The following is a 23504-nucleotide window of genomic DNA, read 5'->3' as shown; positions in this document are numbered from 1 at the left end:
CAGCTCGATCCCGAGCTCCGACAGATCCGCAACCTCCAGCGCCAGCAGGTCGCGATCCCAGCCGGCCTGCTCGGCCAGCTTGTTATCCGCCAGGATATAGGCCCGCTTCTGCGCCTCGCTCAGATGCGCCAGCTCGATCACCGGAACCTCAGCCAGGCCCAGCTTCTGCGCCGCCAGCACCCGGCCATGCCCCGCGATGATCCCGCTGTTCCCGTCGACCAGCACCGGGTTGTTGAAGCCGAACTCCCGGATCGAGCCCGCGATCAGATCGACCTGGCGCGGACTGTGCGTCCGCGCGTTGTTCGCATAGGGGATGAGCGCCTCAATCCGCCTTTGGCTAACCGCAGTCGCCCCCCGTTCATTGCCGGCCATTCCCATACCCCCTTTGGAATTTGCTCGGTTGATTTGCTGCTCTTCGCCAGTATACACCACCCGTTAACTTATTGAAATCACGTCTTTAATGCACGATCCACGCCAACCAAGAACACCATGCGACACGCTCAGTTCTAGGTCTGCCGCAAGGATACACCGGGCTAACTGCCGAATGACGGATTGGGACGCTTCAAAACCAAACTTTTCTACACGCGCGCGCGTGAGAGAGGTTTGAGGCTTATCCGTCACTATCCGTCACAAGCGTGCGCGGGAATTTTGACTTTGAGCGCAGCCTCCAGTTGCATGTCTTGAACAAGAACCGAGGCATGGGGGAGCCGGCGATGGGGCACATCCATCTCGGCGTCCTGCCGAACACAATCAGGTGGCGGCAGGTTGTCGAACTGCTAACGGAGCACGCGCCGACGGAGGAGGTCATTGCAGCCAGCGCGGTCGCGGTTGAACGGGACCTCCAGTCCGCACCCGATGATCCGATTTTCGTCGAAAGCGTGCGACTGCTCGGCATGATCCCGCAGGCGGCGCGAGGGGAGCAGTTCGGCAAGACCCTGCGGACTCTGGGCCTTGTCGTCGGCGACACGCCTGACCTGATCGAGATTACCTCGGCGGCTGGCGCATACCTCGACCGTTTCGCACGCGAGCACCACGCGCGCAGCGACTTCGGTGAACTGAGCCGTCGCGCACTTCTGGGCACGCTGAACGGGCAGATTGGTGACCAGCTTCCCGGATTGTTCGAGGCCACACCATCCGACGTCCGGAATGTCGCCCGGAAGCTCTCCGGATCGGCGCAGTTTTCCCGCTTGGCACGGGCCTATTTCACCCGGTTGCTGAGCGAGACGATGGCCTCCTGGCTCAGTCGCACCCTCTCCACGCATGTCGGGTCGGATCATCGCTTTCACGGCGGTGGGGATCGGGCCCGGTTCGATACCGCTCTCAATCAGTACGCGACCGAGGCCACGCGCATCATCAGCGAATTCGCGGGCGGCTGGTACGGAAAGACAATCTTCCGGGACGGCGAGATCAGCGCAGCACGGGCGGCAGCATTCGGAGCGATCGCCTTCAAGAAGATTACCGAGGAACTGAGGCGGAAGCACGATGAGCACTGAAAGCCGAGTCAGCCACGCGCCTGTCGATGGTAAACCCGCCTATCGCTTTACGGTACGGGTGAACGGGAACGACCCGAACTTCCGTCTCAGATCCGACCGTATATCGGCAAACCTCCTGGCACCCCTCGATGATGTACTGCTGGACCTGCTCGACGTTGCCGCGACCATATTTGCTGCGGACAGCCGGACCTCCCGAGGCGGGGATACGCGGGCGCATTTCGGCGAATGCTGGCGGCGACCATTCGAGTTCGCCATCCCGGTGCGCCGGCCGGACATCTGGACCCGTCCGGGCGTCGCCGAAGCCCTGGCCGACTGCGTCGAATTCATGACGGACGACTTCACGAGTTTCGTCTTCGAAAGCCGACAGGCGGAAAATATTCCTCAGGACTACTTCGATTTCGACGATGGCGAGAGCGCAGAACCGATCGAAAACGTTATCCTGTTTTCCGGCGGCCTGGACTCCTTTGCTGGTGCCCTGGAGACATTGGCGACAACGGAGGGACGGGTTGCACTTGTCACACATCGGTCGGCCCAGAAAACGATTTCTGCGCAGACAAACCTTGCCAAGGCATTGATAGATCGCTTTCCGGGTCGTGTTCTGCACATTCCAGTGGAAGCAACGCTCACGAGAACAAAGTCCAAGGAAACAACCCAGCGGTCCCGTTCTTTCCTCTTCGGGGCGCTGGGTTATGTGGTGGCCAACATACTGGGTGCGCGCAGCATCACCTTTTATGAGAACGGTGTTGTGAGTCAAAACCTCCCCATCAGCCCGCAGGTCATCGGTACGATGGCGACGCGGACCACCCATCCACTGAGTCTGAGGAAGCTCGAATCCTTTCTGAACCAGCTCGGCCAGACGCCGATAGAGATCCGGACGCCCTACGCCTGGCTGACCAAGGCAGAGGTTGTCAGCAAGATCGCGGAGTTCGGAGGGGAGACCCATATCCGACACTCAGTGAGCTGTGCTCATGTCCGCGAGCAATCGAAACTTCACCCCCATTGCGGAACCTGTTCGCAATGCCTCGACCGCCGCTTCGCAATACTCGCCGCGGACCTCGACGACCATGAGGTCGACTACATGTACGACACCGAGGTCCTCACAGCGGAACGGCCGGTGGAACGCTCCATGACGATGGCGTTGGACTGGACGCTTCATGCGCTTCGCCTTGCCGATATGGACTATAGACTGTTCTGCGAGCGGTTCGGCAATGAAATTGGCCGCATCGTGGAAGGCTTTCAGGAGGAGCCGGCCAGTATTGTCGCGCGCCAATGCTTCGACTTGCAGCAGCGCCACGGCCTTGCCGTGAAACGCGCCTTGGATAAAGCGATACGGACGCTCAGTGCGGCGCTCCTTGATCGGGCACTGCCGGAAACCGCGTTGCTGCGCATGGTGGTGGATGCGCGGGTCTCCCCTGTTACCCTTCCAAGGGTGTCGACCGATCCAATCGAGATCCAGGCGACGTATGTCCCCGATCATGATGAAGGCGCCGATATCCTGCCACTGCAAATCTCGTTCCGCGCTGAGGGCAACGATCCGATCGTCACGATCAGGAACCTCGGCGAACTTCGTCGCACGTCGGCCAGGCTCGCCCATATCCTCCGCCCTCAGTATGACAAAGATCTGGACGCCAGGCGTGCGCCCGAGCGCTACGCGTTCACGACCGCGGGCAGGCTTGCGCAGGCCCTGGGCAAATCGAAGGGGAGCATCTGGACCTCTATATCCCGGTGCCACGCAACCCTTGCTGAGCTATATGAGGCCGTCTGCGGAGATCCTCCCCCCGCGCCGCTGCTTATCGAAAGCCGGAAACCGGAAGGCTATCGGATCGACCCAACCTGCCGGGTGATCGACGACCCCGAGGACACTGAACACGCGGCAATAGAATCGGGATCCGCACGGCGCACAAATGCCAGCCTGAAAGGATAGCACCAGCCTTTTGTAAGGACGCGCGGCTTGACACGCTGTTTTTCATGGGGCTCCGCGCGTCAATATGTAAGGACCGGCGTCATTACACGACATGATGCGGAGCACGATTATACCACTGATTTCACGTAATTTTTTCTCATCACGCCCTAAGCGGGCCAATGGAGAGAAAGATGACGTACGAGCAGTGGCAAACGACTGACGACTTCTTATCGTCCTACATTCGGGAGCGGGAACTGGCTGCGCGTTGGCGCCGGTCACTTCGCACGGTTCAGCGCATGCGCATCGCGGGGAATGGTCCGCCATACCTGCGCATCGGGGAAGCCATCCTCTACCACATCGAAGATGTCGTGGCTTTTGAGAACGCCCGGCGCATCGGCGGGGAGGCTGCACAATGAGTAGCAAGACCCTTCATCCTCATCCTGACGCCCAAGCGATCGGTGAGTTCGTTGACTGCGTTTTTAGCTATCTCGAAGGATATGTGCCGATCCGACTGCTTCGAGAAACCGCGGACGGCAATGCCAATTCCCGGTCAGAATATGTCCGGGTGGGAAATGACCTTGTCGGCACGCTCGCCAGGCTGGCCGGAGATGCTGCCGAAGATTGGCGCGGCCTCTATGTCGTTCCCGCGACCGTCCCGGTCAGCGGCCGAGCCCGCGCGGTAGACATCGCGGAGACCGCCGTGATTCCGGTCGATCTCGACAGCGGCGACATAGATGCGAAGCGCGATTATCTCGTCCGCCATCTCGGGCGACCTGCGCTGGAAGTTGCCTCCGGCGGCGTCACGGATGACGGACATCAGAAACGGCACTTGTACTGGCGACTAACCGAAGCGGCCAAGGAGGCTGATCTGGATGTCGTTGCGCACGTGCGGCGGGCGATAGCCAAGAAGGTCGGAGCCGATCCCTCCTTTGGCAGCCTGCATCAACCGATCCGCGTTGCCGGATCCGTTCACGCCAAGAACGGGACTCGGACCCCGGTGCGGATCCTGTACGCATCCAGCTGCGAAGCGGAGCTTTCGGATCTGGCTGAGCTGGTGGACAGCATGCCGGCGATGGATGGCATTGCCCAACAGGCAGGTTTGAAAACCAGGCGACAGACGGCCCGCTCTCTCATGATGCAACCGGTTCAGGCGGGTGGCGGCAGCGGCATCACCCGCTTCGAGGCCCTATCAAAGGTGATGGGTCACTGGATCAGGATGGCCCGCTTCGGCAACGTCAGCGTGGACGCTGCTTTTGAAGCGGTGTCTGCCCACAATCAGGCGCTAATAGCGCCGCCATGGGATGAGGGCCGGCTGCATCGTGAGTTCCAAGCCTTGCTCGGCAAGGACCGGGCTGAGAACTACGCAGTATGGGCCAAACTCGAAAACCCACTCTCGCTCCAGGTTGTCGATACCGTAGGGGATGTGCTGACGGAAGATGCTCTGGCCCAGCGATTTGTAGAACGGCATGGGGCAGATTGGCGATATGTCCGCGCCTGGGGCTGTTGGTTTCGCTGGTCCGGCACGCATTGGACCCGAGACGAAACCGGGCATGTTCGGGAACTGATCCGGCACATATGCCGCGCCGCGGCACGGGATCTCAAGCCCCATGAAGCACGGCGGGTCGCCAACCGAAGGACGATCGAGGCTGTTGAGCGGATCGCATCGAGCGATCCGGACATTGTCGCCCTCAGCGAAGACTGGGATGTGGACCTGGATCTCCTCAATACGCCGTCTGGCATCATACAGCTGGAGACCGGCGAGATCGTACCCAACGTACGCGACCGGATGATGACCTGCCGCGCCGGGGCAGTTCCTTCCACCGACTGCCCCCGCTGGACCCGCTTCATTGCGGAGGTTACCGGTGGTGATGCCGAGTTGGCGGCCTACCTGGCCCGTTTGGCCGGGTATTGTCTAACCGGGTCCAACAAAGAGCAGGTCTTCTTCTTCCTCTACGGTAGCGGCGCGAACGGGAAATCTGTGTTCCTTCAGATGCTGGCACGGGTGCTGGCGTCGTATGCGGCCACGGCGCCGCTCGAGACGTTCATGGCCTCGAAGTCGACGAGCCATCCGACGGACCTTGCGGGATTGCGGGGCAAGCGCCTCGTGACCGTCGGCGAAACCGAGTCCGGTCGGGCATGGGCAGAGACCAGGATCAAGGCCATCACCGGCGGCGATCCGATCCGGGCCCGGTTTATGCACCGGGACTTCTTCGAGTTCGTTCCGACGTTCAAGCTGATCGTCGCGGGCAACCACCGGCCGCAATTGCGCGGCGTCGGCGAGGCCATGCGCCGGCGCCTGCATCTGGTCCCGTTCACGGTGACCATCCCTCCGGAGAACCGCGACAAGGACCTCCACACGACGCTCGAGAAAGAACTGGGCGGCATCCTAAGTTGGATGCTCAAAGGCCTCTCCGAATGGCGCAGGGTGGGGCTGGCTCCACCATCTGCAGTGACTGACGCTGCCCAGGAATACTTTGAAGAGGAAGACCTTTTGGGGCAGTGGATCCGCGAGTGCTGCGCCATCTCCGCGCATGGGCGCGCGACATCCGCAGAACTCTTTATGAGTTGGCGGGCATGGGCGGACGCTGCCGGGATCGAGACAGGATCACAAAAGTCGCTCGCGGGCGCGCTCCGGGAGCGGGGCTTCATTCCCGTCAAGACGGCCAAGGCCCGTGCCTGGGGCGGAATCTCGATCGCCCGACAGCGCGGGGCCGCGCGGAGGGACGACGCATGAAGCGCCCCAATCCAATCCATCCGAACCACCTCACCGCCATGGAGCGTCGTTCCGAACTCTGCTCGATACTCGCGCTTGGTCTCATTCGACTGATCGCGGGCCAGTCAAGAGAAGAAGCGGTCCCCGCCGGAGAGAGTTCGCTTCACTTCCGGAGACCGAAGAGCGGTCATGCAACCACTGCAGAAGCGAAGAGGAATGCCGCATGACGACCCACGATCCCATCCCCGCGCGCCTGGCCGCGCTGAAGACCACGCCGACGCCGGAGCTGAAGGCGCAGTGGCGCGAGCTCTTCGACAGCGAGCCACCGCCCTTCAATCGGCGCTACCTGGAGAGCCGGCTGGCCTACCGCATCCAGGAACTGGCCTATGGCGGGCTGAAGCCCGAGACCGTTCGCAGGCTGGAGCGGCTGGGCGAAGACCTCGACGGCGGTGACCGCAAAAAGAGCCGCCTCCGCGCAGATGTAATGCCGATCACCGGCACACGGTTGATGCGCGAGTGGCAGGGGGTTGAACATATCATCACCGTCACCGCCGACGGTTTTGAGTGGCAGGGACGCCCCTACAAATCGCTCTCGGCCATTGCCCGCGCCATCACCGGCACACGCTGGAACGGCTGGGTGTTCTTTGGGTTAAGGCGCGGTGGCCGCAGGCCAGCAGAGGCTCCAGTGGAGCCTTCGCAGCGCCGTACGCACGATGCGCAAGCATCGGACCGGGAGAAGAACCATCGGAGGAGCGCATGACCAAACCCATCGTCCGCAAGCAGCGCTGCGCGATCTACACGCGCAAGTCATCCGAAGAAGGATTGGAGCAGGAGTTCAACTCGCTCCACGCCCAACGCGAGGCCTGCGAGGCGTACATCGCCAGCCAGCGCTCCGAGGGTTGGGTACTGGTCCGCGATCAGTATGACGACGGCGGTATCTCCGGCGGCACGCTGGAACGCCCCGGACTGCAGCGGCTAACGGCGGACATTGAGGACGGGCTTGTCGATGTGGTGGTCGTTTACAAGATCGACCGCCTCAGCCGCTCGCTGGCCGACTTCGCCAGGCTGGTCGAGGTGTTTGACCGCAACGGCGTGACCTTCGTCTCCGTCACCCTGTCGTTCAACACCACCACGTCGATGGGCAGGCTGACGCTGAACATCCTGCTCTCGTTTGCGCAGTTCGAACGCGAGGTCACGGCCGAGCGCATCCGTGACAAGGTCGCCGCCTCTCGGCGCAAGGGCATGTGGATGGGCGGCGTCCCGCCCTATGGCTACCAGGTCGAGAACCGAAAGCTGGTGGTCGATGAAGAAGCCGCCGAGCATGTCCGCTGGATCTTCGCCCGGTTCCTCGAGATCGGATCGGGCACGGAACTGGCCCGCGAGGTCGCGAAGCGCGGCATCCGCACGCCGCGCGGCAACCGGATCGACAAGAAGTACCTCTACCGTATGCTGAACAACCGCGCCTATATCGGCGAAGCGGTGCACAAGGGCGAGAGCTATCCCGGCGAGCACGACGCCATCATCGACCGGGAGACCTGGGACCGCGTCCACACGATCCTGACCGAAAGCCCTCGCAAGCGTGCCGCACGCACGCGGGCCGACACGCCAGCTCCGCTCAAAGGATTGATCTATGGTCCAGACGGCGCCGCCTTTTCGCCGACGCACACGCGCAAGGGCGGCAAGCTCTACCGTTACTATGTCAGCCAGACAGTGCTGAAGCACGGTGCCGGGTCATGCCCCGTGGGCCGCGTGCCAGCAGGGGAGATCGAGGCCGCCGTCATCGACCAGCTTCGCGCCGTGTTCCGCCAGCCCGAGATCGTTGCGGGGACGTGGAAGGCGGCACGTGCCCACGCCGACGACATCTCCGAGGCCGACGCACGCGCGGCCTTGCTGCAGCTCGACCCGCTGTGGGACGAACTGTTCCCCGCCGAGCAGGCGCGTATCGTGGCGCTGCTGGTCGAGCGCGTGGACATCGGTACGGACGGGCTCAACGTGCGCCTGCACGTCGACGGACTAAGCGGCCTCGCGCGCGAGATGCTGGCCGGCAATATGGGCGCAGCAGCATGACGCGCGGAGCACCGATCCCCGAAACCTTGACGCTGCATGTCCCATTCCGCGTCGTGAAGCGCGGCGGGCGGAAGGAAATGCATTTGCCGGAAGGCGCCACGCACTCGCGGCGGACCGACAACACGCTGGTCAAGGCGCTGGCGCGCGCCTTCCGATGGAAGAGGATGCTCGAAACCGGGGAGTTCGCCACCATCGCAGAGTTGGCCGAGCGCGAGGGGATCGCACCCTCCTACATGACCCGCGTCCTGCGGCTCACGCTGCTCTCGCCAGACATCATCCAGGCGATCCTGGACGGGAAGCAGGGGCCGGAGGCCACGCTGGCTCGGCTGTTGGAGCCATTCCCGATGGAATGGGCGGAGCAGCCAAATCACTTCGCGCGCGTCGGCTGAGGCGGCCGTACGTGCTGGTTGCGGCGAACGGCCGGATCGAGCCCTTTGCAGCCATCAGCTAGGCAGCGCTCAACCTCATTGTGGGAGGATCAGCGCCATCAGCTTGTGCTTCAATCCGGAGGTGTTCGGTTCTTTGAGCACCAGGGTTCTCTGGAAGACAGTTCCAACGACAACATCGAGCAGGAATTGGACGTCGCTGGCACCGGCGTGGCCACCTGGCAGCGCACGCGCCAGCGCCTCCGCAGCCGACACGCGCCAAGGATAGACGTACCTGTCGCGAAAGACTTGCGCCATGACCGGGTCGTTCCCACCGGTCGTAATGGCGGCAAAGATGACGATCGAGGCGAGCGGCCGCGAAAAGGTATCGACGAGTTGGTCTATCGCTGCCGCGACATCGGCGCGCGGATCCCTCGTTTCGGGGACGCGCCCGATCGAGATATCCGCCTCCGCGGCCTCCAGAACAAGCTCACCCTTGGTCTTCCACCAACGATAGATCGTGGCCTTGCTGACACCCGCGTCCGCGGCCACCGCCTCCATCGTCAGCCGGAGATACCCATCGGCCAGAAGCCTTTGGCGCACCGCGTTTAGGATCGCTTCGCGCGATTTGCTGCTTCTCGGTCGGCCGCGTTTCGGTCGGTCGTCTTCCATGAAAAATTGATCTCGGGTCTGCTTCGACGGCATTTGACGCTACCGCGCAGCGCTTGACAAGAATCATTACGAAACGCATCGTACTCTTATTCAGCCGCACATGGGACGGCATCCATGTCCAGACTTCGCGCGTTCGCCGGAGAATATCCGCTCGTGTTCGTCATCACACTCGCGATCCTGCAGCCAGTGTTGGCTATTCCGTTTGTGGCGGTCGCACGGGTTCTGGGGCTCGAATTGACCCCACTGCGCCTGATCATTCCGACAGCCCAATCGCTGTTCATCTTGTGGTTCATATGGGCCATGGGCTGGCGGCGGATGAGCGGACTGACAGGCACGGTCCGCAATGCGCATCTACTGATTTACCCTTCGATGGTCCTGTTCGTTCCGGCGCTCCTTTATGGGAGCGTCGAGATCGCCTCTGGTTGGGCGGTGTTCTATTTCCTAGCGGTGCTCGCGACCGGCGTCAGCGAAGAAGGCTTCGGCCGCGGCATCGCGGTCCCGGTCTTGATGAAATACGGCAAATGGGGCGCGGTATTGATCGCTGCCGCGATCTTCAGCGCCGGCCACCTGACCAACGCCTTCTTTGAGGAATTCTCGACCATAGAGTGGATCGACAAGTTCGGTGCCACCTTCGGCTTCGCGGTGCTCTATGGTGCGCTCTTCCTCAGAACCGGCAGCCTGTTACCGCTCATCTTCCTGCACACGCTCGTTGACTACATCTATGTGACCTCTGGCACGGCGGGCCCGTTTGTCGCCGAGGCGATCGACGTCCGCATCCACCTCGCGCTCGCCGTAGTCAATCTGGTTGTTGGTCTCTACCTGCTGTCCGGCGTCACGGAGAACGATCTGCTTACCACGCGCAACTCGGGGTCGGCGCAGTGACGGGCGCGGGCATTGCGCGGTGCGGTTTCCTTGCCATCGTTCTCGCCAGTCTGTCCATGCCGGCCGGCTCCGAAGACGGCTCTGCGTCCAACGCGGCATTGATCGCGGCTCTGGAGGCGGCGGTTCCCGCGGCTCTCGTTCGGCACGACGTTCCCGGCGCAGCGGTCGCAATGGTTCGTGGTGGAGAAGTCGTATGGGAAGGCGCCTTCGGGATAGCAGATATGGATGGGCGAACGCCCGTCACGATCGACACCGTTTTCGAGGCCGCCTCCGTCGCGAAGCCGGTCACCACATGGACCGTCCTGCGCCTCGCAGAGCAGGGTTTGCTGGACCTGGATGCACCGATCGAGACTTACATTTCCGACTGGTCGCTTCCGCCGTCGGAGTTCGATCATACTCAGGTTACAGCGCGCCGGCTTCTCGCACATGCCGCTGGAACCAACTTCGGGGGCGACCCCGGTGTGGAGCCCGGTGAGACCGTTCCGACGCTTCGGGAAGCCGCCGACGGAGCCGTATTGGAGGGCGGCCCGATTCAGGTATCGTTTTCGCCTGACAAAGCTTATCGCTACTCCTCGAAGGGGTACGCTCTGCTTGAGATGGCCGTCGAAGAGATTACCGGCATTCCCTTCCCGGAGTATGCAAGAAGGGAGATCCTAGAGCCGCTTGGAATGAGATCGAGCGGCTTCGAGTGGACGCCGGAGCTTCGGGATCGCGCGGCCACCGGACATGATTGGTTTGGAAATCCCCTGCCGCACTACGAACACGCGACTTCGGCGCCGGGCGGCCTGCAAACAACGGCGGGTGACCTCGCGCGCTTTCTGGCAGCCGGAATGACAGGGCCGAGCGGCGAGCCGCGCGGACGCGATGTCATCTCGCCCGGCGCTGTGACCGAGACCTTCACGCCTTATCCCTTCACCGACGACGAGACCCTCATCGGCCTCGGCTACAATCTCGACATCAGCACAGGTGTCCTCGTTGGGCGGAAGTCGGGCGATCATCGCGGCTTCAAGCCAATCGTCTTTACGATACCCGACCTAGGCGCGGCGCTGGTCATCCTGACCAACAGTGACAGGGCCGCTGCGGGCGCGTTCGCCGACATCGCCTGCCCGTGGAGCCAGTTGTTGCAAGGTGATCCGCTGAGGCCACTCTGCGGACAGCTCTACCTGATCCGCAACACTCATTGGGGGCTGGCGGCCTTCCTATTCGCGGTAGGTTCCTGGGTCGGTTCGCGGCCGGTAATCGATTGGGCGAAAGGGACAAGGGGTCCCATCAACCGCGTTCGATCATGGCGCGGATTGGTGGTCGCCGCCCTGCTGTTCGTCGTCGTCGCTTGGTGGGGCTTCTGGTACACCGACATTCCCCTCGGGCTCCTGGGCTATCCCCCGACATTCTACACGGTCCGCTTTGATCCCTGGCCGACCGCTTTTGTTTGGGTGAGTTGGGCGTTCACCTGCCTGGTTCTCGCGATGGTTCTGCGCGTGATCTTTCCGAAGATTGACCAAACGAATGAAACATGACCGATCATCGTTCCCCAAATTGATCTGCTGCGCCAAACAGGAACAACTTCATTGATCCACGCGGGGGAACAGATGCCTCGTCCGCATCTTCCCAATTCGGCACCGGCTCCGCGAATGTCAGCATCGGATTCGGCGGTGTATGACGTCTGCCAATGACCGGTCTGGGGAAGCCTCGCTGCGATGGCGAAGCCTCTGCGCTGCAGGCGCGAAGATCGGTAGCGAGTTTCCGAAACTGCGCTTGCCGCGACTGCAGGAGTCGCCTTTGTCCGCATGCCCGTCGTTTGGGTGTGCCGCAGCGAACGACCGCAATGGCGAACGTTCGATTTCTGTTCCAACTCAGCGAGTGCCACCGGCATCGAAGTGTTCAGGTCGCCGCTTAGAAAAGCGACGCCATTTCAGATAGCTACAAGCTCTGCACCAGATCAGCGCAGTCATGAGGTTCGGAGAATACGGCGCCTGAGAGAACAGATTTTGCTGTCTCGCTCAGCGGTCGGTGTTCAGCCCCTCCCGCATAACCCTCGAAAACAACGGAAAAGTCCGGCCGCAGCCGGATCGGGAGAACGCTTTCGCGGGGACAAGTGGCGGAGACGAAGGGATTCGAACCCTCGAGACGGTTGCCCGTCTACTCCCTTAGCAGGGGAGCGCCTTCGACCACTCGGCCACGTCTCCGTCGGTCGGTCTATCAGTGGAATGGCAAATAGAACAAGGCCAAAATTCCGGTGCCTGCGATAATTCGTCGTCGCGGCCCGGCAGGTTGACACAGCGGCGCATGGTGGGGCCGGGCATAGACCTTTGAGGATATCTTTTCACAGGCGCAACATGTACTGTGCAGAGAGGTCATCGTGCCGTGAGAAGCAGCAATGACCGTGTGACTTGGCGCCTCGACAGACGTGTAGAAAATCACGTTGTTGCATGCTTTCCTGTCCCCTTCGAGTGCGAGGGAGGCAAATTCGTCGTGACTCCATGCCGGGGACGGCAAAGACCTTCCGCTCCTTTGGCGAGCCTGCGCTGACCTTCAAATAGCCGAGCCGCAAAAGGGTGTCCCCAGCACTTCTTTTTCATGCCAAGCGGATCCGGCAGTGCCGCCCTGCTAAACCTTGGAGTCCCACTCGCCGAAGCGCGATGGCGAGGCATCGCCAAATATTGGCAAGTAAATATGTAGATGACAATCAATTCACATGATTGACCAGTCCACTTCCCTGACGGCCCTCGCCGACCCGACAAGGCGGAGTATCATCGCGCATCTGGCGAACGGTGAGGCGACTGTCTCGCATCTGGTCGATCAGTTCGACCTGGCGCAGCCGACGATCAGCTCCCGTCTGAAAGTACTCGAGAACGCGGTGTTGATCAGCCGGTCGCGCGTTGCCCAGACACGGCCCTGCCGCCTCAACCCTGCCGGGCTGTAGGCCGTCGCAGACTTGCCAAGGACTATGAGCATTTCTGGCGGGGCAGCTGGACAGCTTGGCCGACTACGCCGGGCAAAGCCGGGAAACGCATGAGATGGAGCGGAAGGATGACCGCTGATCTTGTGATCGAACGCCATATCGCACTGACGCCGGGCGAATGTTTTACGCTGTGAAGCACTGCTGACCACGTGGCGGGATGGTGGGGGCCGAAGGACGATGCGGGTAGGCCGTTTCGGGCTGAGGTGCAGGCCTGGCTCGCGTGAGCCGGCGAGACATGGTCGATCGTAATGACCAGCCCCCGATGGGGTGGTATTCCAGCAATCGGCCATGGTGTTGGAGGTCGACAGACCGCAGCTGCTGCGCTTCTCCGTCGTCTGGATCGAAGGCGGTCGAGCAGGCCCGGAAACTGAAGTCCGCGTGACGTTCCGGGCGGACGGGGCGGGAACCCGCTTGAACTTCGTGCAGGGCGGGTTCGCCGAGGTTGCCGAGCGCGACGGACACAGCCAGGGCTGGCGGGAGTGCCTGGATCGCCTCGCCGCGGCGGTGGATGCGGCGAAGGTGCGGGCATGACCGCAGAAGTATTAACCGGCGGTTGCCACTGTGGCGCGGCGCGGTGCGCTATACCGCGTCGATGGCGCCGGATACGCTGACGATCCGGTGCAACTGCTCGAGCTGCACGAAATCCCGCTCGTGGATCTTGCCGTTCCCCGCAGCGGTCATCACCCATTGTTCCTGCCGGTTCTGCGGGGTGAAAACGCACGACCGACTAAAGGGGGAAGCGGCTCCGAGCATGCCGTCGCGGTATCGGTCGCGTGCCTTGATCTCGACCCCGCCCAGCTCGATGCCTTTCCGCGGTTCATTCTGAATGGCCTGCACGATCGGTAGGACCGTCCGCCCGAGGTCTGCGGCTATCTCTAGAGTCAGCTTCGGCAAGCTCCGGTCTCGAAGTGGCGCGTCTACCGCTTCCCCGGGGCGGGCGGGAACCTGCCCGCCTAAGCCGAACCTGGTATGGCCTCGTAAATAGGCGTCGGGATCCCCTCTTGCCGGGCTTTCAGCTGGAGTGCGACAAAGCGGGAGTAGAATCGCGACAGCGCCAGGTTTCCGCCGTGGAACCATAGCCCTTCCTGGGCCGTCGGCTTCCACATGTTGCGCAATTCCCCAAGCCATGGGCCCGGGTCGCCGCGGACGCCGGAGCCGAGGCCCCAGCAGGGGCCGACCAGATCGGCGGTGTCGCGGTCGACAATGCCGGCGACGGCCTCGTTCATGGACTGGTAGCCGATACAGGCGACGATCAGGTCGGCCTCGATTTCCCGGCCCGAGCTGAAGCGGATGCCGCCCGGGGTCAGCCGTTCGATCGTGTCCCCCGAGACAATGCCGATGTCGCCATCCGCGATCAGGGTCGAGGTGCCCACGTCGATGTAGTAGCCAGACGCCGTGCGCAGGGCGCGCATCATCAGCCCGCTGTCGTCCTCGCCGAAATCATAACTGAAACCGGCGCGGCCGAGGCGCGCGTAGAAGTCCGCGTCCTCACGCCGGATCAGGTCATAGAGCCGTTTCTGCCATCCGGTGAACAGCGCATATGGAGTCGCGGCGGCCAGCATGTCGGCTTTCTCGGTCGTGATGCCGTTGTCCACGGCGTCCTGCGAATAGATATCGAAACCATGCTTCATCAGCGTCTCGGAGCGCACCACGATGGACGGGCGGCGCTGGTACATCGTCACCTCCGCGCCTGCTTCCCACAGGTCGGCGGCAACGTCATGTGCCGAGCTTCCCGCGCCGATGACGACCGCGCGTTTGCCAGCCCAGTCCGCGCCGGAGGCATAGTCGGCCGAGTGCAGGATCGTGCCTTCGAAATCCTCCTGTCCGGGGAAGTCCGGCACGTTGGGCGGGCCATAGGCCCCGGTACAGAAGACCAGTTGGCGCGGTGTCAGGGCGACGCTTTCCCCGGCGCGGTCCACGGTGACGTGCCAGTGCCCTGCCTCGGCGTCCCATTGCGCGTTCTCGCAGCTGGAGGAGGTCCAGGCGTCCAGCTCGAAGATGAGCGCATAGGCTTCGAGCCAGTCGCCGATCTTGTCCTTCGGGCAGAAGACGGGCCACGTCTCCGGGAAAGGCAGGTAGGGAAGGTGGTCGTACCAGACCGGGTCGTGCAGAACGAGGCTGCGGTAGCGGTTGCGCCAGCTGTCGCCGATGCGCGGGTTCTTCTCGACGATCAACGCGGGCACGCCGAGGCTTTTGAGCCGTGCGGCAAGGGCGACCCCGCCCTGGCCGCCGCCGATGATCAGCACCTCGGGCTGGTCCAGTGTGCCCAGTCGCTCGATGGTTTCGGCCCGTTTTTCGGACCAGGTCTTCCGGTTTCGCCCGCTGCCGTGGGCCACGCCAAGGGGGCGGCGGTGGCCGCGCGGTTCCTCGTGACCCTTCAGGTCGTCCAGCGCGGTCATCAGGATGTGGCACAGCCCGTCGCGGAGGGTGACGCGGCCCTGGCACAGCCCGCTGGCGGTTTCAAAGCTGATCCAGGCGGCCGCGCCGTTTTCCATGGACTCCGCCTTGCCCGTGCGGCGGAAATTCGCGGGGGCGGTGTGGGCGAGGCAGGCGTCCAGCATGTCGGCAATCGCGTCGCGCCCTTCCAGCGTCACGATGTTCCAGGTGAAGCTCAGAAGATCGCGCCAGTACCCGCCGGGTTCGAACAGTGCCGCCACCTTGCCGCTGTCGCCAGTCTTGAGCGCAGCCTCCAACGCCTGCAACCAGGTGTCGATTTCCCTATCCATAGTTGCCTCTCAGTCTCCCAGTGGCTCAAGCGCTTCGCTTTGCCGGGCATGCATGATGTTGAACTTGATCCGCCGTAGGTTTTCCCGCGCCTTCGGGCCCAGCCGGTAGCCCGTGCCGGCGGCAACCACGTCCAGGATCGCCAGGAAGGCGAAGCGTGATGCCGAGGGGGTCAGCGCGTCCGGGTATTCCGCGATATGGACCGACAGGGTCAGCGAGGCGGCGTTTGCCAGCGGCGAGGACGGGCTGGTGATCGCGATGGTCCTTGCGCCGTAGCGGTTGGCGACCTCGACCGCTTCGATCACCTCCGGGGTGCGGCCCGTAGCGGAGATTGCGAGAAACACGTCGCCCGGCTTCAGGGTGGCCGCGGTCATGCGGGCCATGTAGGGCTCGTTGCAGACCTCCACCGCCAGCCCGTAGCGAAACAGCCGGACCTGAGCCTCCAGCGCGAGCGAGGCTGAGGAGCCGCCGACGCCGAAGGTCGCGATGCGCCCGGCATTGGACAGGATCTCGGCGGCTTTCAGCACGTCTTCGGGCGGGACCTGGCGTTCAACCTCGCGGATGGCGGCGCGCGCCTCGCCAAGGACCGATCCCCAGAAGGGCGGGTGTTCGCCCGGCAGCGTTTCGGTCGGCCCCGAGGCGAGGAAGGCCTCGCCCACGGCCAGGGATTGGGCAAGCTGCAACTTGAAGTCCCGGACCCCTTCGCAGCCGATGGAACGGCAGAACCGGGTCACCGTGGGCTGGCTGACGCCGGCCCTCAGCGCGATCTCGGCGTTGCTGGCGCGCACGGCTTCCTGCACGTCGGACAGGATCGCGTTCGCGACGGATTGTTCGGCGGGGCGCAGCTCGGAGTAAGTGTCCTTTATCTTTCCGATAATGTCAGGAAGCCGGGCCGCTGTATCGCCATATGATGCGGTTTCTTCGGTCGGTGACATGCATTGTCCTTTGCGCAATCCGCTCCGCATAATCTGATTCTGTAAGTTACTTACGCACAGAAATATCGATTTTGTCCATAGTTTATTGGCTACTTACCTGTTCTCGATAGGTTATTGACAGGTTTGTAAGTTAGTTACAGACTTTCCCTGTCGAGTCGCCATTCAGTTGGTGTGGTCTGGACGGAGGGGCGTGATTTAATGGGCGAATATGCAGCGCAGGCGAAGCTTGCCGTCAGGAATGCCGGGATGCGGTATGGCGACAGGGTGGCGTTGGAGAATTGTTCATTCGATGTTGCGCCGAATACCATCGTCTCCATCGTCGGGCCGTCCGGTTGCGGCAAGACGACCCTGCTCTGGGCGATGTCGGGTCTGCATAATCTGACGGACGGTCAGATCCTGCTGGACGGCAAGCCCATCACCGGCCCGCACCCCGACATCGGCCTGGTGTTCCAGGACGCCAACCTGCTGCCCTGGCGCAACCTTATGGACAACATCCTGTTCCCGTTCGAGATCAAGGGCCAGACGCCCGACAGGGACTGGATCGAGCACCTGATGGAACGGGTCCAACTGACCGGGTTCGAGCGCAATTTCCCGCGCGAGCTGTCCGGTGGCATGCAGCAACGCGCCGCCATCGTGCGGGCGCTGTCGCTGCGCCCGTCCGTCCTGCTGATGGACGAGCCCTTCGGTGCGCTGGACGCGTTCACGCGGGACGAGATGAACAAGCTCGTCGAGGAAATCTGGATGGAAACCCATACGACGATCGTCTTCATCACCCACTCCATCGAGGAGGCGCTGTTCCTGTCGGATCGCGTCGTGGTGCTGAGCCCGCGTCCCGGGCGCGTTCAGAGCGAGTATGAGATTCCGTTCGAACGCCCGCGCACGATGGAGATCATGGCCGGCAAGGAAGCCTATGACCTGACCTACAGGATCAAGGGCGACATCTACGGCCATCAGGCGAAGAAACTGGCGGAAGCAAAGGGGTGATCGGATGAGCGAAGATGGCGGTGTCGTTGGGTCTGACGTGGGTAAGGGGTTTCAGTCCCTGTCCTCCTTCGGGACAGGCGGATTGCGGACGCGGCTGGAGATCCTTGCCATCATCGCCACGGCGGTCATTGTCATCGGGGGAATGGAACTGGCGCTTCGGATCTTCGAGGTGCCGCTCTATATCCTGCCGCCACCCTCGGCCATCGTGAGCGCGCTGATCACCGACTTTCCGCTGATCCTGCCGCACCTGGGCCATACGCTGGTGGTGCTGTTTTCCGGCTTCGCCATCGGGGCCGGGGTCGGCATGGTCCTGGCCGCGGTCATCACCCAGTTTCCCTTCGCGGAAAAGATCATCGCGCCCTACGTACTGATCCTTGTCACCACGCCGATGCTGGCGCTGGTGCCGCTGCTGATCCTGCGTTTCGGCTTTGGGTATGAGCCGCGCATCATCGCGGTTGCGCTGGCCTCTGGGCCGATGGTGATGATCAACTCGGCCACGGGATTTCGGCGCGTCGATTCCCAGAAGATCGCGCTGGCGCGGTCCTACGGGGCCAGCACGCTTCAGATCTTCTGGAAGGTGCGCGCCCCGATGGCGCTGCCGATGATCCTTGTCGGGCTGATGATCGGGGCGATCTTCGGGCTGCTGACGGCCGTCGGGGCCGAGATGGTCGGCGGTGGCTTCGGGCTGGGCAACCGGCTGACGACCTATTCCTCGATGATCCAGATGCCGCAATTCTTCGGGGTTGTTCTGCTTCTCTCGACGCTCGGGATCCTGATCTACGTGATATTCTTTTTCATCGGCAAGAAATGGGCAAGCTGGGAGGCGTGAGGCAGCGGACCCGGCAACCCAACCAGTATTCACAACGGAGGCTGAAAATGAAATTCAAGTCCAACACGGGGATGACGCGGCGCCAACTGCTCCAGGTTACCGCAGGTGGTGTCATTGTAACTGGCCTTGGCGCGCCGCGCTTGCGGGCTGAGCCATACGACGGGCCGTTCACCTGGATCTCGCCACGCGGCACGCTTGAGGTTCTGGATGACTACGGTTTCTGGATCGGAAAGAAGATGGGCTACTTCGACGGTCTCGACGTTGAAATGCAGCCGGGGCCGTCCGACGGCACGGCGACGGTCAAGTTCGTTGACGTGGGCCAGGCCGACATGGGCTTTCCCAGCCCCGGCGTCTTTTCCTTCGGGATCGAGAACGGGATGGACCTGAAGTCCGTGTTCCACATGGGCGCGCTCGACACCTTCAGCCTTGCCTTCCGCAAGGGCGAGGGGCCGTCGGACCTGAAGGATATCGAGGGCAAGACGATCCTGCTCGGCTCTGCCGCCTGGCAGCCCATCGTGGACCCGATGCTTGCCGCGCAGGGCGTCGACATTTCCACCATCACCTATATCGAGGCCGGCTGGCCGACCTGGGGCACCGCGCTTGCCGCGGGGCAGGGCGATGCGGCGCTGTCCTGGGAAGGACTGCGCGCGGAGTGGATCTCCACCGGGTTGGAATTCGAGTACTGGCTGGGCGTGCAGAACTCGCCCCTGCCGGCCAACACCTTCGTGATCCGCGGCTCGGACCTGGAAGACGCCGACAAGACGGCATTCCTTGAAAAGTACCTGCGCGGCTGGGCCATGGGCATGGAGTTCGCCCATCACAATCCCGCCGCTGCCGTTCAGGCCGTGTTCGAGGAATTCCCGACGCTGGCGTCCAACCTCGGCCCCGAACTTGGGCTGATGTCGATCATCCAGCAGATGAACGTCTTCCGCGGCGACATGTCCAAGCGCGAGGGCTGGGGCTGGCACGACATGGCCAGCTGGCAGCAGTTCTTCGACCTGTCGGCTGAGATCGGCCAGAACTCGAAGCCGATCCAGGCGTCGGAGGTCTGCACCAACGACCTGATCCCGGGGGCGAACGATTTCGACCACGACCAGGTCAAGGCCGATGCCGAAGCCGCCGAAGTGAACGAGGACCTGGCCGCGGTGGACGTAGACGCGCTGCGCGCCTCGATCTTCGATCAGTCCATCTGAGCCATGACACCGGGCGGCGGCACCTTCCGCCGCCCGATCCATACAAGGGGGAGGGAAACCAGCCATGAGCGATCCTGTTCGCATTCTCGTTGTCGGGCTTGGCAACATGGGCGCATCGCACGCCAGCGCCTATCACCGGCTTGAGGGCTTTGAAATCGTCGGCATCTGCTCGCGCACGATCAAGTCCAAGGCGATCCCGGAGGAGTTGGCGGGCTACCCGCTGTTCGAGGATTACGAGGCCGCGCTGGCCGAGTTGAAGCCCGACGCGGTGTCGATCAACACCTGGCCCAACACCCATGCCAATTATGCCATCAAGGCGATGGACGCGGGTGCCCATGTCTTCATGGAAAAGCCCATCGGCACCACGAACGCGGAAGCCGAGGCCGTCGTCGCCAAGGCGCGGGAAACGAACCGGAAACTGGTTCTGGGCTACATCCTGCGCGTGCACCCGTCCTGGATCAGGTTCGTCGAGCTGGGCAAGACCCTGGGCAAGCCGCTGGTGATGCGGCTGAACCTGAACCAGCAATCCTCGGGCGATGCGTGGATGTGGCACAAGAACCTGATCGACAGCCTGATCCCCATCGTGGACTGCGGTGTTCACTACGTCGACGTGATGTGCCAGCTGACAGAGGCAAAGCCTGTCAGGGTGCATGGCATCGGCGCGGCGCTGTGGGATGCGGCGGACAAGCAGAACTATGGCCACCTGCACGTGACTTTCGACGATGGCTCGGTCGGCTGGTACGAGGCGGGCTGGGGGCCGATGATGTCCGAAACCGCCTTCTTCGTGAAGGATATCGTCGGGCCGAAGGGGGCCGTCTCTCTCGTTCCGAACGAGGAGGTGCGCAGCGACGCGGGCAAGCTTTCGGACAGTGCCGACATCGACAAGCACACCAAGACCGACGCGATCCGCTACCACCACGCCGAAGTGGGGCCGGACAAGAATTTCGTGAAGCCGGACGAGATCATGTCGATGGAGGATGAGCCGGGCCACCAGGAGCTTTGCGACCGGGAGCAGGAATTCTTCCTCAAGGCGATCCGCGAGGACCTGGACCTGTCGGAGTCGATGGATGCCGCTGTGAACTCGCTGCGCATCGTGCTGGCGGCCGAGCAGAGCATCAAGGAAGAACGCGCGATTACGCTGGATTGACCCATGAACGATATTGATACCCTTTACCGAACCTCTGACGGGGTCGGGCTGGCCGGGCTTGTCGCGAAGGGCGACCTTGCCCCCATCGACCTGGTGGAAGCCGGCGTGCGCGCCATCGAGGAATTGAATCCAAGCCTGAACGCGGTGATCCACAAGCTCTATGACATGGGGCGGGAAGGCGCGAAGAACGTCGTGCCCGGCTCCGGCCCGCTGGCCGGGGTGCCGTTCCTTCTGAAAGAGCTGGCCTCGTCCTGGGAAGGGGCGCCGCTGACCAACGCCTCGCGCTTCCTGAAGGATCAGGTCGCCCCCGCCGACAGCGAGATCAGCCGCCGGCTGCGCGCCGGGGGCTTGTTGCTGCTGGGCAAGTCCAACGCCCCGGAAAATGGCTGGAGCATCACCACAGAGCCCGCGCTTTACGGGCGAACGCTCAATCCCTGGAACCCCGATCTGACGCCCGGCGGGTCCAGCGGGGGGACCGCGGTCGCGGTCGCGACCGGCATGGTGCCGATTGCCGATGCCAGCGACGGCGCGGGCTCGATCCGCGTTCCCGCCTCCTGCTGCGGGGTCGTCGGACTGAAGCCGTCCCGCGGGCGGGTCACCCTGTCGCCCTTTGCCGATTACTGGGCGGGCGGGGCGTATTTCCTGTGCAACTCGCGTACGATCCGCGACACCGCCGCCTGGCTGGATGTCGTGGGTGGGTCCATGCCGGGCGATCCCTATTGGATCGCGTCGCCATCCCGCCCCTGCATGGACCTGATGGCGGAGCCGACCGGCCCCCTGCGCGTCGGTGTCGTCACCACCTCCCCGGACGGCAAGCCGATCAACCCGGAGATCGTCGCCCTGGTCGAGCGCGTCGCCGACTTCCTGAAGGACATGGGCCACGACGTGCAGGCGCATGAGATGGACTACGATGCCGAGGCGAACTGGAAGACCTACACCGACATGACCTGCGTGGAATCCGCGGCGATGTACGACTTCATGGAAGGCATCGTCGGCCGCCCCGTCACGCCCGATGACGTGGAGCCAGTGACCTGGGCCATCATCGAGCGTGGGCGCGCGACCCGCGCCACCGAACACGCCGGGCGTATCGAAGCGGTGCGCCAGATCGGGCGCTCCGTCGTGCAGGACCTGGGTTGCTTCGACATCACGCTGACCCCGGTTCTGACCCAACCGCCCCGGCCGCAGGGCTTCTATGACATGAGCCTGACCGACCTTGACGACTACAACGCACTCTGGAGCGATAGTGTCTTCATGTCGCCGTTCAACATGTCGGGCCAGCCCGCGATTTCCTTGCCGCTTGGCGAAGCCGGGAACATGCCCGCTGGCGTGCAGATCGTGGCGCGGATCGGCGATGAAGGCCGCCTGCTGGCCCTGTCTGCCCAGCTTGAGCAGGCCATGCCCTGGGCTGATCGCCGGCCGGGTGCCGCATGACAGGGGGGGTCGATGGCCCATGACCTCGTCCTGAAGGGGGGCAGGGTCATCGACCCGGCCTCGGGGTGCGACACGATCGCCGATGTCGCCTTCGCGGGTGGCAGGCTGGCCACGGTCGGCCAGGGCTTGAGCGGCGCTGACGAGCGGGACGTCGCGGGCTGCATCGTCACGCCGGGGCTTATCGATCTGCACACCCATGTCTACTGGGGCGGAACCTCGCTCAGCGTTGATGCGGACAGCTACGCGCGGCGCTGTGCGGCCACGACGCTTGTGGACGCGGGCAGCGCTGGGCCTGGGAACTTCGCGGGGTTCCTGAAGCATGTGATCGAGCCGGCGGACGTGCGTATCCTGGCCTACATCCACATCTCCTTCGCGGGGATCTTCGCTTTTTCTCCGACTCACATGGTCGGGGAAAGCCAGGACATGCGCCTGATGGCGGCGAAAGAGGCGGCGGAGATCGCGGCGGCCCATCCCGACCGGATCGTCGGGCTGAAAGTGCGCGTCGGCCGCTATACCAGCGGCGCGAACGGGATCGAACCGCTGCGGCTTGCGATCGAGGTGGCCGAGCGCGCCGGACTTCCCGTCATGGCGCATATCGACGAGCCCGATCCCGACTACCAGGACGTGGTCCGCCTGTTGCGGCACGGGGACGTGCTGACCCATTGCTTCAGGCCCTCGCCGAACGCCCCGGTCGATGCAGATGGCCGCCTGAGGGACGGCCTCCGGCAGGCGCGCGAGCGGGGCGTCCTGTTCGACATCGGCCATGGCATGGGCGCGTTTTCATGGTCTGCCGCGCGCGCCGCGATGAAGGCCGGGTTCCCACCGGATACCATTTCCTCTGACGTTCACGTGCTCTGTGTCGATGGCCCCGCCTGGGACCTGATGCGCACCATGAACAAGCTTCTCGCGCTGGACATGCCTCTGGCTGAGGTGATCCGCGCGGCGACGGAAACGCCCGCACGGGCGCTCCGCCGGGACGATCTTGGCCGGCTGGCACCGGGCGGCGTCGGGGACGCCAGCGTCATGCGGCTGGTTGATGAGCCCATCGAGCTTGAGGACGTGACGGGCCAGACCCTGACCTACGCCCAGCGGTTGCTGCCGCAGGGCAGGGTGCTTGGTGGACGGTACGAGGACTGTGCGCTGTAATCCGTGACGGCATCGAAACGGCCCGACGTCACGGCGCCCGGCGCTTGCGTCACCGAAG

21 protein-coding genes, 1 tRNA gene and 1 pseudogene are annotated in these 23504 nt (G+C 63.3%); 17 read left to right on the top strand and 6 right to left on the bottom strand.

Going from position 1 to position 23504, the window contains the following annotated elements:
• Positions 1-372, bottom strand: a 372-nt coding sequence (locus DJ029_RS08570) for a ParB/Srx family N-terminal domain-containing protein (RefSeq protein ID WP_232823015.1), incomplete at its 3' end; no start/stop codon positions are given.
• Between the two features lie 341 nt (positions 373-713).
• Here DJ029_RS08570 and DJ029_RS08565 point away from each other — a divergent pair.
• From DJ029_RS08565 to DJ029_RS08530, 7 genes and pseudogenes are all read left to right on the top strand, one after another.
• Positions 714-1493, top strand: a complete 780-nt coding sequence (locus DJ029_RS08565) for a hypothetical protein (RefSeq protein WP_157966313.1) — start codon at positions 714-716, stop codon at positions 1491-1493.
• A complete protein-coding gene (locus DJ029_RS08560) occupies positions 1483-3417 on the top strand; it encodes a 7-cyano-7-deazaguanine synthase (RefSeq protein WP_112321974.1) in 1935 nt (644 codons plus the stop codon). Before DJ029_RS08565 ends, DJ029_RS08560 begins: the two co-directional genes overlap by 11 nt.
• Before the next feature lie 170 nt (positions 3418-3587).
• Positions 3588-3812, top strand: a complete 225-nt coding sequence (locus DJ029_RS08555; RefSeq protein WP_112321973.1) for a helix-turn-helix transcriptional regulator — start codon at positions 3588-3590, stop codon at positions 3810-3812.
• Entirely contained in the window at positions 3809-6130 is a 2322-nt protein-coding gene (locus tag DJ029_RS08550; protein ID WP_112321972.1) for a phage/plasmid primase, P4 family, read from the top strand. Before DJ029_RS08555 ends, DJ029_RS08550 begins: the two co-directional genes overlap by 4 nt.
• Before the next feature lie 202 nt (positions 6131-6332).
• Positions 6333-6764 (top strand): annotated as a pseudogene (locus DJ029_RS08540) (DUF2924 domain-containing protein); the annotation flags it as partial.
• 101 nt (positions 6765-6865) lie between these two features.
• The gene (locus DJ029_RS08535; RefSeq protein ID WP_112321970.1) at positions 6866-8176 is read left to right on the top strand and encodes a recombinase family protein; all 1311 of its coding nucleotides are present in this window, start codon (positions 6866-6868) and stop codon (positions 8174-8176) included.
• Positions 8173-8565 carry a hypothetical protein gene (locus DJ029_RS08530; protein WP_112321969.1) on the top strand — a complete coding sequence of 131 codons (393 nt, stop codon included), beginning with the start codon at positions 8173-8175 and terminating at the stop codon, positions 8563-8565. The genes DJ029_RS08535 and DJ029_RS08530 overlap by 4 nt, the downstream gene beginning before the upstream one ends.
• Before the next feature lie 75 nt (positions 8566-8640).
• Here DJ029_RS08530 and DJ029_RS08525 read toward each other — a convergent pair whose 3' ends face one another.
• Positions 8641-9213, bottom strand: coding sequence for a TetR/AcrR family transcriptional regulator (locus tag DJ029_RS08525; RefSeq protein WP_198671088.1), 573 nt, complete (start codon positions 9211-9213; stop codon positions 8641-8643).
• 114 nt (positions 9214-9327) lie between these two features.
• Here DJ029_RS08525 and DJ029_RS08520 point away from each other — a divergent pair, with 114 nt between their 5' ends.
• Together DJ029_RS08520 and DJ029_RS08515 are read left to right on the top strand one after the other, a co-directional pair.
• A complete protein-coding gene (locus DJ029_RS08520; protein WP_112321965.1) occupies positions 9328-10095 on the top strand; it encodes a CPBP family intramembrane glutamic endopeptidase in 768 nt (255 codons plus the stop codon).
• Positions 10092-11612, top strand: a complete 1521-nt coding sequence (locus DJ029_RS08515) for a serine hydrolase domain-containing protein (RefSeq protein WP_112321963.1) — start codon at positions 10092-10094, stop codon at positions 11610-11612. The genes DJ029_RS08520 and DJ029_RS08515 overlap by 4 nt, the downstream gene beginning before the upstream one ends.
• A 579-nt stretch (positions 11613-12191) precedes the next feature.
• Here the strand turns inward: DJ029_RS08515 and DJ029_RS08510 are convergent.
• A tRNA-Ser gene (locus DJ029_RS08510) sits at positions 12192-12281 on the bottom strand.
• Between the two features lie 509 nt (positions 12282-12790).
• Here DJ029_RS08510 and DJ029_RS08505 point away from each other — a divergent pair.
• Positions 12791-13018, top strand: coding sequence for an ArsR/SmtB family transcription factor (locus DJ029_RS08505; RefSeq protein WP_112321961.1), 228 nt, complete (start codon positions 12791-12793; stop codon positions 13016-13018).
• Positions 13019-13324: 306 nt separating this feature from the next.
• On the top strand, positions 13325-13588 hold the full coding sequence (locus tag DJ029_RS08500; protein WP_112321960.1) for an SRPBCC family protein: 264 nt from the start codon (positions 13325-13327) through the stop codon (positions 13586-13588).
• A 48-nt stretch (positions 13589-13636) separates the two neighbouring features.
• Here DJ029_RS08500 and DJ029_RS21935 read toward each other — a convergent pair whose 3' ends face one another.
• From DJ029_RS21935 to DJ029_RS08485, 3 genes are read right to left on the bottom strand one after another with little or no spacing between them, the layout of a single operon-like run.
• On the bottom strand, positions 13637-13951 hold the full coding sequence (locus DJ029_RS21935; protein ID WP_112321958.1) for a hypothetical protein: 315 nt from the start codon (positions 13949-13951) through the stop codon (positions 13637-13639).
• A 59-nt stretch (positions 13952-14010) separates the two neighbouring features.
• Positions 14011-15783, bottom strand: coding sequence for an NAD(P)-binding domain-containing protein (locus DJ029_RS08490; RefSeq protein ID WP_112321957.1), 1773 nt, complete (start codon positions 15781-15783; stop codon positions 14011-14013).
• A 9-nt stretch (positions 15784-15792) separates the two neighbouring features.
• Positions 15793-16716 (bottom strand): MurR/RpiR family transcriptional regulator, encoded by a 924-nt coding sequence (locus tag DJ029_RS08485; RefSeq protein ID WP_198671087.1) that lies wholly within the window; start codon positions 16714-16716, stop codon positions 15793-15795.
• 198 nt (positions 16717-16914) lie between these two features.
• Between DJ029_RS08485 and DJ029_RS08480 the strand changes: the two genes are divergently transcribed.
• The 6 genes from DJ029_RS08480 to DJ029_RS08455 all read left to right on the top strand — a co-directional run bounded on the left by DJ029_RS08480 (position 16915) and on the right by DJ029_RS08455 (position 23446).
• Positions 16915-17700 carry an ABC transporter ATP-binding protein gene (locus tag DJ029_RS08480; RefSeq protein WP_112321953.1) on the top strand — a complete coding sequence of 262 codons (786 nt, stop codon included), beginning with the start codon at positions 16915-16917 and terminating at the stop codon, positions 17698-17700.
• Positions 17701-17704: 4 nt separating this feature from the next.
• Entirely contained in the window at positions 17705-18529 is an 825-nt protein-coding gene (locus DJ029_RS08475) for an ABC transporter permease (RefSeq protein ID WP_112321952.1), read from the top strand.
• 47 nt (positions 18530-18576) lie between these two features.
• Entirely contained in the window at positions 18577-19722 is a 1146-nt protein-coding gene (locus DJ029_RS08470) for an ABC transporter substrate-binding protein (protein WP_112321951.1), read from the top strand.
• Between the two features lie 64 nt (positions 19723-19786).
• Positions 19787-20869: a Gfo/Idh/MocA family protein gene (locus DJ029_RS08465; protein ID WP_112321949.1), complete on the top strand. Its 1083-nt coding sequence runs from the start codon at positions 19787-19789 to the stop codon at positions 20867-20869.
• A 3-nt stretch (positions 20870-20872) separates the two neighbouring features.
• Positions 20873-22300: an amidase gene (locus DJ029_RS08460; RefSeq protein ID WP_112321948.1), complete on the top strand. Its 1428-nt coding sequence runs from the start codon at positions 20873-20875 to the stop codon at positions 22298-22300.
• A 12-nt stretch (positions 22301-22312) separates the two neighbouring features.
• Positions 22313-23446 (top strand): amidohydrolase/deacetylase family metallohydrolase, encoded by a 1134-nt coding sequence (locus DJ029_RS08455; RefSeq protein ID WP_112321946.1) that lies wholly within the window; start codon positions 22313-22315, stop codon positions 23444-23446.
• Positions 23447-23504 lie beyond the last annotated feature (58 nt).

The sequence above is a fragment of the Oceanibium sediminis genome (genome assembly GCF_003265325.1).
In the GTDB taxonomy this organism is placed as follows: domain Bacteria; phylum Pseudomonadota; class Alphaproteobacteria; order Rhodobacterales; family Rhodobacteraceae; genus Halovulum; species Halovulum sediminis.
The sequence above is the reverse complement of the archived record's forward strand: the minus strand, read 5'-3'. Positions and strand labels throughout refer to the sequence as shown.